The sequence below is a fragment of the Micromonospora sp. MA102 genome (genome assembly GCF_025460765.1).
Lineage (GTDB): Bacteria > Actinomycetota > Actinomycetes > Mycobacteriales > Micromonosporaceae > Micromonospora > Micromonospora halotolerans.
In genome coordinates this window covers 67,984-81,112 of the sequence record NZ_JAMWEG010000007.1, presented here as the reverse complement: position 1 = coordinate 81,112, position 13,129 = coordinate 67,984, and the positions used below count along the sequence as shown (strand labels likewise).

Below are 13,129 nucleotides of genomic sequence, written 5' to 3'. Positions count from 1 at the left end.
GACCGAGCGGGCGGGCATAACGGCAGGTCCGGCGGGCACTCACCGGTCGGATACGGGAGAGGCCGAAGCGTGCAGTAATCCACGGCCGCACTGCGTCTCGACGAAAGGCAGCTGGTCTCGCGGTTCATCCGGATGGCGCTCCCGCAATGGCGGCCGATCTGCTGTGACCGGGCGGGTGGAGCAGAAGCTTCGCCGGCACGTCGCGAGGGAGGAAGTAGGGCCATGACGGCAACCAACCAGAGCCGGCCCCCGGGCGGTACCGGGGAGCAGGCGCGGCAGGAGGCGTCCCGCGTCGGGCAACACGCCAAGCAGACGGGTGGACAGGTCGCGCACGCCGCGACCGAGCAGGGCGGGCACGTGGCCGCGGAGGCGATGCAGCAGGCACGGAACCTGACCGGCCAGGCCACCACGCAACTACGGGACCAGGCTCGGACGCAGCAGCACAGGGCCGCCGAAGGGCTGCGCGACCTCGGCCGTGGGCTCGGCTCGATGGCCGAGCAGAGCGGGGAGTCGGGGATGGCCGGCGAGGCGGTCCGCCGGGCGGCCGACGCGGCGCAGCGCGCCGCCGGGTGGCTCGACCAGCGGGAGCCGGGCGACGTCCTGGACGAGGTGCGAGGGTACGCCCGGCAGCATCCCGGGACGTTCCTCGCCGGTGCCGTGGTGGCGGGCCTGCTCGTCGGCCGGCTCACCCGGAACCTGACCGCCTCCGACGGGTCGGGCTCCGGCACCGCGCCGGCCCAGCCCGCACAGCCGGTGGCGCCGGCGGCGCCGTCGTCCGAGCGGGCGGTCGGGGCGCCGCACACCGGGGAGCAGCCCTACACCGGGATGGCCCGGGTGCAGAACGTGTCGCCGGCCGGTCGGCCGGAGCCGGACATCCCGGGCGGGGTGGCACCGTGAGCGCCCCCGAGAAGGAGCGGACGCAGGCCTCCGTCGGTGAGCTGCTGGGCGACGTGACCCGGGATCTCTCCACGCTGGTCCGCAAGGAGGTCGAGCTGGCCAAGGCCGAGCTGCGCGAGGAGGCGAGCCAGGCCGGAAAGGCCGGCGGCATGTTCGGCGGGGCGGCGCTGGCCGGTTTCCTGGCCGTGCTGTTCGTGTCGTACGCGGTGTGGTGGGGCCTGTCGAACGTGATGGACGAGGGATGGGCCGCACTGATCGTGGCGGTCGTCTGGGCGGTCGTCGCTGCCATCCTGCTCGCCAACGCCCGGACCAAGGTGCGGCAGCTCCGTGCGGTCCTGCCGCGGACGAAACAGACCGCGCGGGAGATGCCGCAGGCCATGCGAGGCCGGTGACCGAGCCAGGAGGGGAGCGGATCATGTCCACCGATCCGGATCGGATCCGATCAGAGATCGAGAGCACCCGGAGCGAGTTGAGCAGCGACGTGGATGCTCTGACCGACAGGATGAACCCGCGTCGGATCGCCGGTGAGCGTGTCGGGCAGGCTCGCGGCGCGCTGACCCGAGTCAAGGAGAAGGTGATGGGCGCGGAGATGGACGGGCACGGCGCCGGCCAGCGGATGTCGCAGGCCGCCGGTTCGGTGCGGGGTGAGGCGCGGTCGCTCGGGCAGCAGTCCCGGGCGCAGACGCAGGGCAACCCGCTCGCGGCCGGCCTGATCGCCTTCGGCGCCGGGCTGCTGGTCTCCTCCCTGATCCCGCCCAGCCGCCCCGAGCGGCAGTGGGCCGGACAGGCCCGGGGCATGGTCGGGGAGCACTCCGCCGGGCTGCGCCAGCAGGCGAGCCAGGTCGGTAACCAGCTCCGGGACGACCTGCGCGAGCCCGCGCAGCAGGCGGCACAGTCCGTGCGGTCCACCGCCGCGCAGGGTGCGTCGGCCGTCCGTGACCAGGGCCGGTCGGCCGCACACCAGATGCAGGAGGAGACGCGGCAGGCCGCCGGGGAGATGCGGCGCCGCTAGGTCTCGGGCGAAGGAAGGGCCCCCTCCCCACCCCTCGTGGGCTGAGGGGGCCCTTCCTGACGTACTCGGACCGCGTCGACGCACGTCCCGCCGCTAGGGTCGACGAGTGCGCCGCCCGGCGTGGGGAGGGAGAACCGCGTGCCGACCTACCGCCAGCCGGGCACCGTCATCACCGACCACACCTTCCGGGTACCGCTCGACCACGCGGACCCGGCCGGCGAGCGGATCGAGGTGTACGCCCGCGAGGTCGTCGCCGCCGGCCGGGAACGGGAGTCACTGCCCTGGCTGCTGTTCCTGCAGGGCGGGCCGGGTGGCCGGTCACCGCGCCCGGTCGGCCGCGACAGCTGGCTGGACCGGGCGTTGGACGACTACCGGGTGCTGCTGCTGGACCAGCGCGGCACCGGCCGCTCGACGCCCGCCGACCGGCACACGCTTCCGCTGCGGGGTGACGTGGCCGCCCAGGCCCGGTACCTGGCGCACTTCCGGGCCGACTCGATCGTCCGGGACTGCGAACTGATCCGCCGGGAACTCCTCGGCGAGGCCGGGCGGTGGAGCCTGCTGGGCCAGAGCTACGGCGGCTTCTGCACCCTCACCTACCTGTCGTACGCGCCGGAGGGCGTCCGCGAGGCCTTCGTGACCGGAGGTCTCCCGGGCCTGCGCAGCGCGCCCGAGGCCGTCTACCGGGCCGCCTACCCCCGGGTGCAGCGCAAGGTCGAGGCGCACTACGCCCGCTACCCGGAGGACGCCGAAACCGTCCGCGCCCTCGTGCGGCACCTGCGGGAGCAGGAGGTACGGCTGCCCGGTGGCGGGCTGCTGACCGCGGAGGCGTTCCAGGCGCTCGGCATCATGCTGGGCACCGGCAGCGGCTCACACACGCTGCACTACCTGCTCGAGGACGCCGTCCCACTCGATCGCCGGCTCTCCGATTCGTTCCTCGCCCAGGTCGAGGGCCACCTGTCGTTCGCCGGCCGGCCGCTCTACGCCGTCCTGCACGAGTCGATCTACGGACAGCGCTCGGTGTCCCCCGGTGGCACCGGGTGGGCCGCCCAGTCGGTACGCGCGGAGTTCCCGCGGTTCGACGTCGACCGGGCCCTGGCCGACGGCGTCCCGGTGCTGCTCACCGGCGAGATGATCTACCCCTGGATGTTCGCCACCGACCCGGCGCTGGCCCCGCTGGACGAGGTGGCGGACCTGCTCGCCCAGCGGGAGGACTGGCCCGACCTCTACGACCCCGGGCAACTGGCGCGCAACGAGGTCCCGGTGGCCGCGGCCGTCTACCACGACGACATGTACGTCGATGCCGACGACTCGGTCGCCACCGCCCGCGCGGTGCCCGGCTTGCGCACCTGGGTCACCAACGAGTACGAGCACGACGGTCTGCGGGTCAGCGGCGGCCGGGTCCTCGACCGGCTGATCCGGCTGGCCCGCGGCGAACTGTGACACCGCGAGAGCCACCGCTGCGACCGGTCAGGTCCGCCAGGGTGCTCAGCGCAGCCCGGCGAACAGGTCGTCCTCGCGTGCCGGCGCGCCGGTGGTGTCGTGAACCCGGACGAACGTCTCCACGCCCATCAGCTCGGTGAACCGGTCCTGCCCCAGTTGCAGGAAGAAGATGTTCTCGGCCTGGCTGGCGTGCGCGGCCAACGACGCGAACTTCTGCGCGCCGTAGGCGCTCGTGTCCACCCACGTGGTGATCTCGTCGTCGGGCAGGCCGAGCTGCGGCATCTCCTCCGCCGGCCCGTCCGGCTCGGGGAACTCGACGCCGATCTCCTTCATCACGCGGCCGAACTCCTGGAAGGCGCTGCGCGGCACGGTGGTCCAGTAGACCTTCGCGGGGATGCCCGTCCGCTCGACGGCGGCCATGGTGATGCGGTGCGCCTGGATGTGGTCTGGGTGGCCGTAGAAGCCGTTCTCGTCGTAGGTGACCACGACGTCGGGCCGGTAGCGCCGAATCAACTCGGCCAGCCGGTCGGCCGCCTCCGGCACCGGCGTGTTCCAGAACGCGCCGGGCAGGTCGTTGGTCGCCCAGCCCATCATCCCGGAGTCGGCGTAGCCGAGCGTCTCCAGGTGCGTGACCTTCAACGCCTCGCAGCTGGCCTCCAGCTCGGCCCGGCGCATCGCCGCCACGGCCTCCGGGTCGTGCCCCGGGTCACCCGGCTTGCTGCCACCGGGGCCGTCGCCGCACCCCCCGTCGGTACAGGTCACGAGAACCGTCGTGACCCCCTCGGCCGCGTAGCGCGCGAGGATGCCGCCGGTGCTCGTCGCCTCGTCGTCGGGGTGCGCGTGCACCGCCATCAAGGTCAGGGATCTGTCTGCCACCCCATCACCATACGAGGGCGGTCCGACGCATAGCATTGCCGCGGTCCGGGACGGCTCTGCTGAAACGAGGCGAAATGCGGTGGCTCCGGCGGTTGCTGGGTGGCGGGCGGGTCCAGCTCGATCCGGAGCGGCAGCAGACGCTGCTGGCCGAGGTCCGGCACCGGTACGGCGCACACGCGCGGACCCGGTTCGCCGACCAGGTGGACGCCGTCACCCGGATGCTGGACGGTGACGACGGCCTCGTGGTGGCGGCCCGGATCGTGAGCGAGGTCGCCGACGAGGCCCACGACGACCTGCGGGCCCAGGCACACGACGTCCACCGCCGGACGGGCCGGCGGCTCCTGGTGCACCGCCGGAACTACCGGCCGCTGTGGAAGGAGGCCGGCCGGGCGTTGCGGTGGCCGCTGTTCGCACTCCCGTGCGGCTTCCACCCGTACACCCAGGTGGCCGCCGCCGTCGCGGTGGTCGGCGGCGGGGCGACCCGGCTCGACCGGGTGACCGACCCGACCCCGGTCGTGACCCGCGTGTTCGAGCTGCTCGACCTCACCACCGCCGGCTGGGAGTACGGCCGGGTGCGGATCGACGCCGACTCCGCCGCCCTGGCCGCTCGACTCATCTCGACCGCCGGGCAGGTCCTCGCGGCCATGGACGACCCGCCCCGGCTGCCACCCGCCGTTCGCGAGCTGATGCGCCGAAACAACATCCTGGACGTGTACGACCCGGACGGCCCGCGGGTCGTCGGCCGGATCAACCCGGGGGCGACGATGCGGGAGACGCTCCTGGCCTGAGGGCACCGGGGGAGTCGGCCTCGCGCGAAGGCGCCGCCGATGATCCGGCGTGGGCCGTCCCCCGCTCACGGTCGGCCACGACCGGGGGGGTCCTGGCGGCGGGGCAGCAGCAGCGGGCTGGCGAGGATCAGCAGGCCCGCGATCGCGATCGCCGCGCGGGGGCTGGTGGCGTCGGCGAGCAGCCCGCCGAGCGCGCTGAGGATGGCGATGGAGGCGCTGCTGCCGATCGACCAGGCCGACAGGGTGCGGGCGACGCGGTCGCCGGGTGTGTGGTCGAGCCGGTAGGTGGCGAGCACCGGGTTGTACAGGCTCATGCTGATGATGATCGCCAGCTCGACGGCGATCACGGTCGCGAGGCCGGCGATGCCGGGCTGGACGAACGCGAGGCCGATCAGCCAGACGGCGCGCAGCGTGCCGACCGTCCGGATCACCCGGTGCTGGCCGTACCGCGCCACGACCCGGCGAGCGAGGCGTGAGCCGATGAGGCCGCCGACGCAGGGTGCGGCGAAGGCGAGGCCGTACTGCCAGGGCGGGAACCCGAGCTGGCCGAGCAGGAGGACGGCCAGCAGCGGTTCGGTGGCCATGATCAGCCCGCCGACGAGCAGCTGGTTGAGGTAGAGCGCGCGCAGGCCCGGATGGGTCAGGAGGTGGCGCCAGCCGTCGAGCAGCTCGCCGGCCCGGACCGGCTGCCGGTCGGCTCGCCGCGGGGGTTCCTCCCGGCCGCGGATCGCCGTGATGCCCAGCGCGGACAACAGGTAGCTGAGCGCGTCGGCCACCACGGTGGTCACCGGCCCGAAGAGGCCGACGGCCGCGCCGCCCAGCGGCGGCCCGACGGCGATGGCGCTCCACGTGGTCGACTCGAACCTCGCGTTGGCCACGAGCAGGTCGTCCGGCCGGACGAGGGCCTTGAGGCAGGCGCCGCCGGCCGCCTGAAAGGTGATCCTGGCGGCGGCGACCACGGCCGAGACGATCAGCAACTGGACGAAACTGAGCCGGCCGGCGGCGTAGGCGACCGGGATCGTCATGAGGACCGCGAAGCGGGCCAGGTCCATCCCGATCATCACGGGTCGCTTGCGGCGGAACTCCACCCAGGGTCCGAGCGGCACGGCGATCAGGGCGCCGACGGCCGGCCCCACCGCGGACAGCGCGGACACCTGGGCGGGGCTGGCGTGCAGCACCAGCAGGGCGATCAGCGGCATCGCACCGAAACCCAGCGCCGAGCCGTACGCGCTCACGGCGTAGGCCCCCCAGAGCCATCCGAACTGCCGGCCGAGGGGTCGTCTGACCACCACGCTGCGCACCTCCCGCCTCGGCCCCGTGCCGTCGACGGCCATGATCACAGCAGGGTCGGCGAGGCGGGATCAAACAACCGAGCCGGCGGCGAGCCACAACGCTTGGTTGTGCGACTAGGGTCGGCGGGTGGATCTCGACGCCGTGCGCACCTTCGTCGCCGCCGCCGACGCCGGCCAGTTCCAGGTGGCGGCCACCGCGCTGTCGATCACCCAGCAGGCCGTCTCCAAGCGGGTCGCCGCGTTGGAGCGGGACCTGGCCGTGCGCCTGTTGACCCGTACGCCCCGGGGGGTGCGGCTCACGGTCGACGGCCAGGCGTTCCTGCCGCACGCCCGGGAGCTCCTCCGGGTGGCGGACCGGGCCGACGCGGCGGTGCGTCCCGGCCGGCGCGCCCTCCGCGTCGACGTCCACAGCCGGCGGACCGCGCCGGCGGTGCTGCTCCAGGACTTCCATCGCACGCATCCGCGGATCGAGCTGGATGTCGTGACCCTCGACGCCGACGTCCACGCCGCGATCGCCGCGGTCGAGGCGGGGACGGTCGACGCCACCTTCCACGCCGTCACCGTCCCCGCGCGCCACCTCCCGGGCGCGATCAGGGCCGCCCGCGTGATCGACGAGCACCACGAGCTTCTCGTCGGGCCACGCCACGCCCTCGCCGACGCTCGCGCCGTCACGCCCGCACAGCTCGCCGAACACCGCATCTGGATGCCGGGGATGGCCGCCGGTACCGAATGGGCCGACTACTACGACGAGCTCGCCGCCGCGTTCGGCCTCACCATCGACCGGGCCGGGCCGGTCTTCGGAAACGAGGCGCTGCTGGCCGAGATCGCCGACTCCCCGGAACTGGCGACGCTGGCCGGGGAACGCACGCGATACCTGTGGCCGGACAGCTATGACCTGCGGCGTATACCGGTGCGGCACCCCGCACCGGTATACCCGATGTCACTGATCTGGCGCGACGACAACCGACATCCCGCGCTCACCACACTTCGCGATCACCTGGGCGCCAGGCGGGCGGAGACACCCGACACCGAGGTCTGGTCGCCGACCTGGGTCTGGCCCGACCCGGCGATCCGGGCCGGGCAACCGGGGTGAGGCGGTGCCGCTGACGGCCACCCCACGGCGCCCGTGGAAGGTCAGGCCCTGCCGGACAGGTACTCCCGGCGTCGCTGCGGTTCGAATTTCTCGATCGCGTACCGCAGCATGACCCGGGGCATGACCCGGTACCGTCCGGCGAGGAACTCCTCCTCCGCCGCCCGGTCCCGGTTGCCCACCTCGCGCAGCATCCAGCCCACCGCCTTCTGCACCAGATCATGCGGGTCGGCCAGGAGCCGATCGCTGAGCCGGAGGGTCCAGTGGAAGTCGCCGGCCCGGATGAACGCGAAGGTCGCCATCACGGCGATGCGCCGGTCCCACACCAGGCTCGACCCGGCCAGCCGGTCCAGGACGCTGCGGTCCTTGTCCACCAACCAGGGGCCGACGATGTACGGAGCGCACGAGTCCACGAGGTCCCAGTTGTTGATGCGGGCCGTGTTGGCCAGGACGAGACGGAAGATCCGGTCCCGTTCCTCCTCGTCCCCCCTGGCGAACTTGCGCACCAGGATGAACAGCGACGTCAGCCGCTCCTCGTGCACGCCACTGGCCAGCAGGTCCGCCGTCTCGGCCAGGGAGAGGTCGCGCCAGTACCGGGCGGCCACCCTGCGCTGCTCCGGCACCGGCACGCCGATGGCCCGGTCGCCCTCGCCGTACCCACCCGGGGTGATCTGGAGTAACCGGCTCAGTGCCGCCACCCGCCGCGGGTCGGCGAGGCCGGCGAGATCGTGGCGGACGTCGGCGGTCGTGGCCATGACTGAGCAACCTACCGCGACCGGCGTCGGTACCGCCGAAATCCCGGCGACACCTGAGGCGGGCGCGGTGGCAGCGCGGCCCGCCCCCGCCCGATTGCCGCCTAAGGTCCCACCACCTGCGAGAACTGCGGTTTGCGCACGTAGCCGTGGGGCCGCCGGGGCGCGACCGCGCGCCGCCGGCGGCGGGCGCCGGGGTCCGCCAGCACTCCCGGGGTGCCGCCCGGCCGGGCGGGCCGGTCGCCGTCGGTGCGGGCGAGCCGGTGCCGGACCCGCGCCGTCTCCGGGTGGTGCAGCTCGGTCATGATCCGGGTCGCCCGCTGCCAGTGCTTCCGGGCGGCGGCCCAGTCGCCCATGTCCCACCGGTTGTCGCCCCGGTGCACCAGCGCCTCGGCCTGGAAGTAGCGGTCGCCGAGGTCGACGAAGAGGGCGAGCGCGTGCCGGAAGCAGCGGTCGGCGGCCTCCCGGTGGCCGAGTTCGGCGTAGGCGCACCCGAGACTGTCCCAGGCGCTCGCCTCGCCGTGCCGCTCCCCGAAGCGCCGCAACAGCACGAGCGCCGTCCGGATCTGCCGCACGGCCCGGGGTACGTGCCCGGCCAGCAGGTTGAGCCAGCCCGCGCCGTTCAACACCTCCGCGCGGGCGCTGGTGTTGCCCACGGCGCGGAAGATCGCGGCGGAACGCCGGCTGCGGTCGAGGGCGGCGCGCAGGTCCCCGCGCTTCTCGGCGGCCACGGACAGCCCGTGGTGGGCTCGGGCGCGGCCGCTCTGGTCGCCGAGTTCGGCGGCGAGGCGCAGGGCGCGGCGCAACGCGGCCTCCGCCGCGTCCGGCCGGCCGAGCCGCAGGTACGCGCGGCTCAGGCCCCGGTAGGCGTAGGACATGCCGAGGAGGTCGGCCCCCGCCGTGGCGGCCCGCAGGGCGAGCCGGTGGACGGTGAGCTGGTCGGCCCAGTGGCCACCGCGGGACAGGAACGCGGTCAGGACCCAGGCGAGCTGCCAGGCCACCGTGGCGAGACCGTGCCCCTCGGCCAGGCGGACCGCCGCGAGCAGCGTGAAATGGTGGGCCACGAACCAGTTCCGCGCGTCGTCGGCCCTCTCCAGCGCCGGCACCGCCGTGCCCGCTGACGGGGCGGGCATCGGGGGCAGTTCCCGCCGTGGCGGTGGCGTAGGCCAGCCACAGGCTGCGCCGGGACAGCGCCGTCCGGCGTTCCGGGGGCAGCAGTGACACGCTCACCGCGTCACCGCCGCCCGCGAGTCGGCGGCCGACCCGTAGACCGGGCACAGCGCCACGGCCTCGCCCGTGGCGGCCAGGAGCTGCTCGGCGGAACGCAGCAGGTCGAGCAGCTCCGGCCGGGTCAGGAAGTAGAACGACTGGCGGCCGTCGACCCGGTAGTCGACGAGGCCGCAGTCCCGGAGGCAGGCCAGGTGCTTCGACACGCTCGACTGCGCCAGGCCCAACTCGCCGGTCAGGTCCACCACGCGCGCCTCGCCGGTCGCGATCCGGCGCAGGATGGCCAACCGGGTCGGGTCACCGAGGGAGCGGAACAGCGCCACGGCGGGGGCTGATGCCGCACAGGAATCGATCGCCACCGGGCGATGATATCCCGCCTGCGGAATCGGTCAGGCCGGTCGGCCGGTTTCGCCACCCGCGCAACGGGTAGTCGCGGCCTCTCATGGGCCGTGCCACCGGTCCGGCGGTGACGGGCAAACGATGTTCGTGTCTACCGGCAGGCCAGAGGAGGTGCCCCGAGCATGTGCGGGATCAGCGGGGAGGCCCGGTTCGACGGATCCGTGCCGGACGGCCGCGCGGTGACCCGGATGAGCGAGGCGATGCGGTCCCGGGGCCCCGACGGGGAGGGCCTGTGGAACGACGGATGGATCACCCTCGGCCACCGGCGGCTGACCATCATCGACCTCTCCGACGCCGGAGCGCAGCCGATGGTCCGGGAGGACCTGGGTCTGGCGCTGGTGTTCAACGGTTGCGTCTACAACTACCCGCAGCTGCGCGACGAGCTGCGGCAGGCCGGGCACACCTTCCGCTCGACCAGCGACACCGAGGTCATCCTCGTGGCGTACGCCCAGTGGGGGGAGGACTTCGTCCACCACCTCGTCGGGATGTTCGCGGTCGTGCTGGTCGACCAGCAGCGGCGCCGGCTGGTGCTCGTACGGGACCGGCTCGGCATCAAGCCCCTCTACCTCGCCGAGTCCCCGGGGCGGTTGCGGTTCGCCTCCACCCTGCCGGCGCTGCTGGCGGCCGGCGACGTCGACACGGCCGTCGACCCGGTGGCCCTGCACCACTACCTGTCCTGGCACTCGATCGTGCCCGCGCCCCGGACCGTCCTGCGGGGGATACGCAAGCTGCCGCCGGCCACCGTGCGGGTGGTGGAAGCCGACGGGCGCAGCCGCGAGCGTGTCTACTGGCGGCCCGAATACCGGCGGGACCCGGCACACGCCGGCATGGCGGCGCGGGACTGGCGGGCCGCGATCGGCGACGCGCTGCGCACGGCGGTGCGGCGGCGGCTGGTGGCCGACGTGCCGGTCGGAGTGCTGCTCTCCGGCGGGCTCGACTCCAGCATGATCGTGGCCCTGCTCGCCGAGGCCGGGCAGCACCACCTGCAGACGTTCAGCATCGGCTTCGACAGCCGGGGCGGCGAGAGCGGCGACGAGTTCCACTACTCGGACCTGGTCGCGCGCACCTTCGGCACCGACCACCACCGCATCCAGCTCAGCGACGACGACCTGGAGCCCGCGGTCCGGCGGACCATCGTGGCGATGACCGAGCCGATGGGCAGCCACGACGTCGTCGCCTTCCACCTGCTCTCCGAGCAGGTGGCCCGGCACGTCAAGGTGGCGCAGTCCGGCCAGGGCGCCGACGAGGTGTTCGCCGGCTACGGCTACCACCAGCCGCTCACGGAGGTGCCCCGGGAGGGCGCCGCCGAGGCGTTCGCCGATGCCTTCTTCGACCGGAGCCACGCGGAGCTGGACCTGGTGGTCGACCCGGCGTACGCCTGCGACCACGACGCCAGCCGCGAGCTGCTCGCCGCGCACCTGGCCGCGCCCGGGGCGCACACCGCGCTCGACGCGGTGCTGCGCCTGGACACCCACCTGATGCTGCCGGACGACCCGGTGAAGCGGGTGGACAGCATGAGCATGGCGTGGGGGCTGGAGGTGCGTACCCCGTTCCTGGACCAGGACCTCGTCGCCCTCGCGGCCGCCTGCCCGCCGGAGCACAAGGTGGCGCAGGGCGGCAAGGGGGTCCTCAAGGAGGTGGCCCGGGAGACGCTGCCCGCGGAGGTGATCGACCGGCCGAAGGGCTACTTTCCGGTGCCCGCCCTGCGCAACGTCGACGGCCCGGTGCGGCACCTCGTCACGGAGGCCCTCGCCGCGCCGGCTGCGCGTGAGCGCGGCCTGTTCCGCCCGGAATACGTCGCCGAACTGCTCGCCGAGCCGGACCGGGCGCAGGCCGCCGCCGGCAGCAACAAGCTCTGGCAGCTCGGCCTGCTGGAGCTCTGGCTCCAGTCCCACGGCGTCCGTTGACCCCGGCCGGGGCGCCGTCAGCAGTCGAAGTACATGGCGAACTCGTGCGGGGTGGGGCGCAGGCGCACGGGGTCGACCTCGTTGGCCCGTTTCCAGGACACCCAGGTGGAGATGAGGTCGGGGGTGAACACGCCGCCGTCGAGGAGGTAGTCGTGGTCGGCTTCGAGGGCGTCGAGGACTTCCGGCAGGGAGCCGGGGACCTGCTTGACGTCGCCCCATTCCTCCGGCGGCAGGTCGTAGAGGTCCTTGTCGATCGGCGCGGGGGGTTCGGTCTTGTTCTTGATGCCGTCGAGGCCGGCCATCATCATCGCGGAGAACGCCAGGTAGGGGTTGCTGGACGGGTCGGGGACGCGGAACTCGACCCGCTTGGCCTTGGGGTTGGCGCCGGTGACGGGGATGCGGGTGCAGGCGGAGCGGTTGCGCTGCGAGTACACCAGGTTGACCGGCGCTTCGAAGCCGGGCACGAGCCGGCGGTAGGAGTTGACCGTCGGGTTGGTGAAGGCCAGCAGCGACGGGGCGTGGTGCAGCAGGCCACCGATGTACCAGCGGGCGGTGTCGGAGAGGCCGGCGTAGCCGGTTTCGTCGTAGAACAGAGGCTCGCCGTTGAGCCACAGGCTCTGGTGGGTGTGCATGCCGGAGCCGTTGTCGCCGAACAGGGGTTTGGGCATGAACGTGGCGGTTTTGCCGTTGGCCCAGGTCTCGTTCTTGACGATGTACTTGAACAGTTGCAGTTGGTCGGCGGAGTGCAGCAGGGTGGAGAACTTGTAGTTGATCTCCGATTGGCCGGCGGTGCCGACCTCGTGGTGTGAGCGTTCGACGGTGAAGCCGGTGTCGACCAGGCGGCGCACGATGCTGTCGCGCAGGTCGGCGTAGTGGTCCACCGGTGGGACGGGGAAGTAGCCGCCCTTGTAGGCGGTCTTGTAACCCCGGTTGCCGCCGGGCTCGTCGCGGCCGGAGTTCCAGGCGCCCTCGATCGAGTCGATGTAGTAGAACGACTGGTGGGCCGAGGTTTCGTGGCGGATGGAGTCGAAGATGTAGAACTCGGCCTCGGCGCCGAAGTAGGCGGTGTCGGCGATGCCGCTGGCGGCGAGGAACGCCTCGGCCTTCTTCGCCACGTTGCGCGGGTCCCGGGAGTAGGCCTCGCGGGTGAACGGGTCGTGGATGAAGAAGTTCAACGCCAACGTCTTCTGCGCCCGGAACGGGTCGATGAACGCGGTCGCGACGTCGGGCAGCAGCAGCATGTCCGACTCATGGATCGTCTGAAAGCCGCGGATGGACGAGCCGTCGAAGGCGAGGCCGTCGGTGAACAGGCTGTCGTCGACGGACTCCACCGGCAGGTTGAAGTGCTGCATCACGCCGGGCAGGTCACAGAAACGAACGTCGACGAACTTCACGTCCTCGTTGGCGAGGTAGCGCAGCAGTTCCTCGGGATTGGCGAACACAAGTCCC

The 13,129-nt window shown here is 73.0% G+C and carries 13 protein-coding genes; 7 read left to right on the top strand and 6 right to left on the bottom strand.

The features are described 5' to 3' along the window. Nucleotides 1-222 precede the first annotated feature (222 nt). The 4 genes from NFX44_RS15970 (at nt 223) to NFX44_RS15955 (ending at nt 3,349) form a co-directional block, all read left to right on the top strand. Complete coding sequence (locus tag NFX44_RS15970) at nt 223-897, top strand: hypothetical protein (RefSeq protein WP_262284350.1); 675 nt, start codon at nt 223-225, stop codon at nt 895-897. Beyond that, nucleotides 894-1,289 carry a phage holin family protein gene (locus NFX44_RS15965; RefSeq protein WP_262284349.1) on the top strand — a complete coding sequence of 132 codons (396 nt, stop codon included), beginning with the start codon at nt 894-896 and terminating at the stop codon, nt 1,287-1,289. The genes NFX44_RS15970 and NFX44_RS15965 overlap by 4 nt, the downstream gene beginning before the upstream one ends. 23 nt (nt 1,290-1,312) lie before the next feature. Further along, entirely contained in the window at nt 1,313-1,909 is a 597-nt protein-coding gene (locus NFX44_RS15960) for a DUF3618 domain-containing protein (RefSeq protein ID WP_262284348.1), read from the top strand. Nucleotides 1,910-2,047: 138 nt separating this feature from the next. After that, nucleotides 2,048-3,349 carry an alpha/beta hydrolase gene (locus NFX44_RS15955; RefSeq protein ID WP_262284347.1) on the top strand — a complete coding sequence of 434 codons (1,302 nt, stop codon included), beginning with the start codon at nt 2,048-2,050 and terminating at the stop codon, nt 3,347-3,349. A gap of 45 nt (nt 3,350-3,394) precedes the next feature. On the opposite strand, the gene NFX44_RS15950 is transcribed toward NFX44_RS15955, so the two are convergent. After that, nucleotides 3,395-4,225 carry a PIG-L family deacetylase gene (locus NFX44_RS15950; protein WP_262284346.1) on the bottom strand — a complete coding sequence of 277 codons (831 nt, stop codon included), beginning with the start codon at nt 4,223-4,225 and terminating at the stop codon, nt 3,395-3,397. Nucleotides 4,226-4,299: 74 nt separating this feature from the next. Between NFX44_RS15950 and NFX44_RS15945 the strand changes: the two genes are divergently transcribed. Beyond that, entirely contained in the window at nt 4,300-5,013 is a 714-nt protein-coding gene (locus NFX44_RS15945) for a hypothetical protein (protein ID WP_262284345.1), read from the top strand. Nucleotides 5,014-5,078: 65 nt separating this feature from the next. Here NFX44_RS15945 and NFX44_RS15940 read toward each other — a convergent pair whose 3' ends face one another. Beyond that, the gene (locus NFX44_RS15940) at nt 5,079-6,305 is read right to left on the bottom strand and encodes an MFS transporter (RefSeq protein ID WP_262284344.1); all 1,227 of its coding nucleotides are present in this window, start codon (nt 6,303-6,305) and stop codon (nt 5,079-5,081) included. 127 nt (nt 6,306-6,432) lie between these two features. Here NFX44_RS15940 and NFX44_RS15935 point away from each other — a divergent pair, with 127 nt between their 5' ends. Continuing rightward, nucleotides 6,433-7,398 carry a LysR family transcriptional regulator gene (locus NFX44_RS15935; RefSeq protein ID WP_262284343.1) on the top strand — a complete coding sequence of 322 codons (966 nt, stop codon included), beginning with the start codon at nt 6,433-6,435 and terminating at the stop codon, nt 7,396-7,398. 41 nt (nt 7,399-7,439) lie between these two features. Here the strand turns inward: NFX44_RS15935 and NFX44_RS15930 are convergent, their stop codons facing one another. From NFX44_RS15930 to NFX44_RS15920, 3 genes are all read right to left on the bottom strand, one after another. After that, a complete protein-coding gene (locus NFX44_RS15930; RefSeq protein ID WP_262284342.1) occupies nt 7,440-8,150 on the bottom strand; it encodes a DNA alkylation repair protein in 711 nt (236 codons plus the stop codon). 101 nt (nt 8,151-8,251) lie between these two features. Beyond that, on the bottom strand, nt 8,252-9,280 hold the full coding sequence (locus NFX44_RS15925; protein WP_262284341.1) for a tetratricopeptide repeat protein: 1,029 nt from the start codon (nt 9,278-9,280) through the stop codon (nt 8,252-8,254). Nucleotides 9,281-9,373: 93 nt separating this feature from the next. Further along, on the bottom strand, nt 9,374-9,733 hold the full coding sequence (locus NFX44_RS15920) for a helix-turn-helix transcriptional regulator (RefSeq protein ID WP_262284340.1): 360 nt from the start codon (nt 9,731-9,733) through the stop codon (nt 9,374-9,376). A gap of 162 nt (nt 9,734-9,895) precedes the next feature. Between NFX44_RS15920 and NFX44_RS15915 the strand changes: the two genes are divergently transcribed. Further along, nucleotides 9,896-11,680, top strand: coding sequence for an N-acetylglutaminylglutamine amidotransferase (locus NFX44_RS15915; protein WP_262284339.1), 1,785 nt, complete (start codon nt 9,896-9,898; stop codon nt 11,678-11,680). Between the two features lie 17 nt (nt 11,681-11,697). Here the strand turns inward: NFX44_RS15915 and glnA are convergent, their stop codons facing one another. Further along, on the bottom strand, nt 11,698-13,122 hold the full coding sequence (gene glnA / locus NFX44_RS15910) for a type I glutamate--ammonia ligase (protein WP_262284338.1): 1,425 nt from the start codon (nt 13,120-13,122) through the stop codon (nt 11,698-11,700). Nucleotides 13,123-13,129: the final 7 nt, after the last annotated feature.

Coding starts and splice junctions, on each gene's coding strand:
- NFX44_RS15970 (WP_262284350.1), top strand. CDS start 223: ATGACGGCAACCAACCAGAGCCGGCCCCCGGGCGGTACCGGGGAGCAG.
- NFX44_RS15960 (WP_262284348.1), top strand. CDS start 1,313: ATGTCCACCGATCCGGATCGGATCCGATCAGAGATCGAGAGCACCCGG.
- NFX44_RS15945 (WP_262284345.1), top strand. CDS start 4,300: ATGCGGTGGCTCCGGCGGTTGCTGGGTGGCGGGCGGGTCCAGCTCGAT.
- NFX44_RS15930 (WP_262284342.1), bottom strand. CDS start 8,150: ATGGCCACGACCGCCGACGTCCGCCACGATCTCGCCGGCCTCGCCGAC.
- NFX44_RS15925 (WP_262284341.1), bottom strand. CDS start 9,280: ATGCCCGCCCCGTCAGCGGGCACGGCGGTGCCGGCGCTGGAGAGGGCC.
- NFX44_RS15915 (WP_262284339.1), top strand. CDS start 9,896: ATGTGCGGGATCAGCGGGGAGGCCCGGTTCGACGGATCCGTGCCGGAC.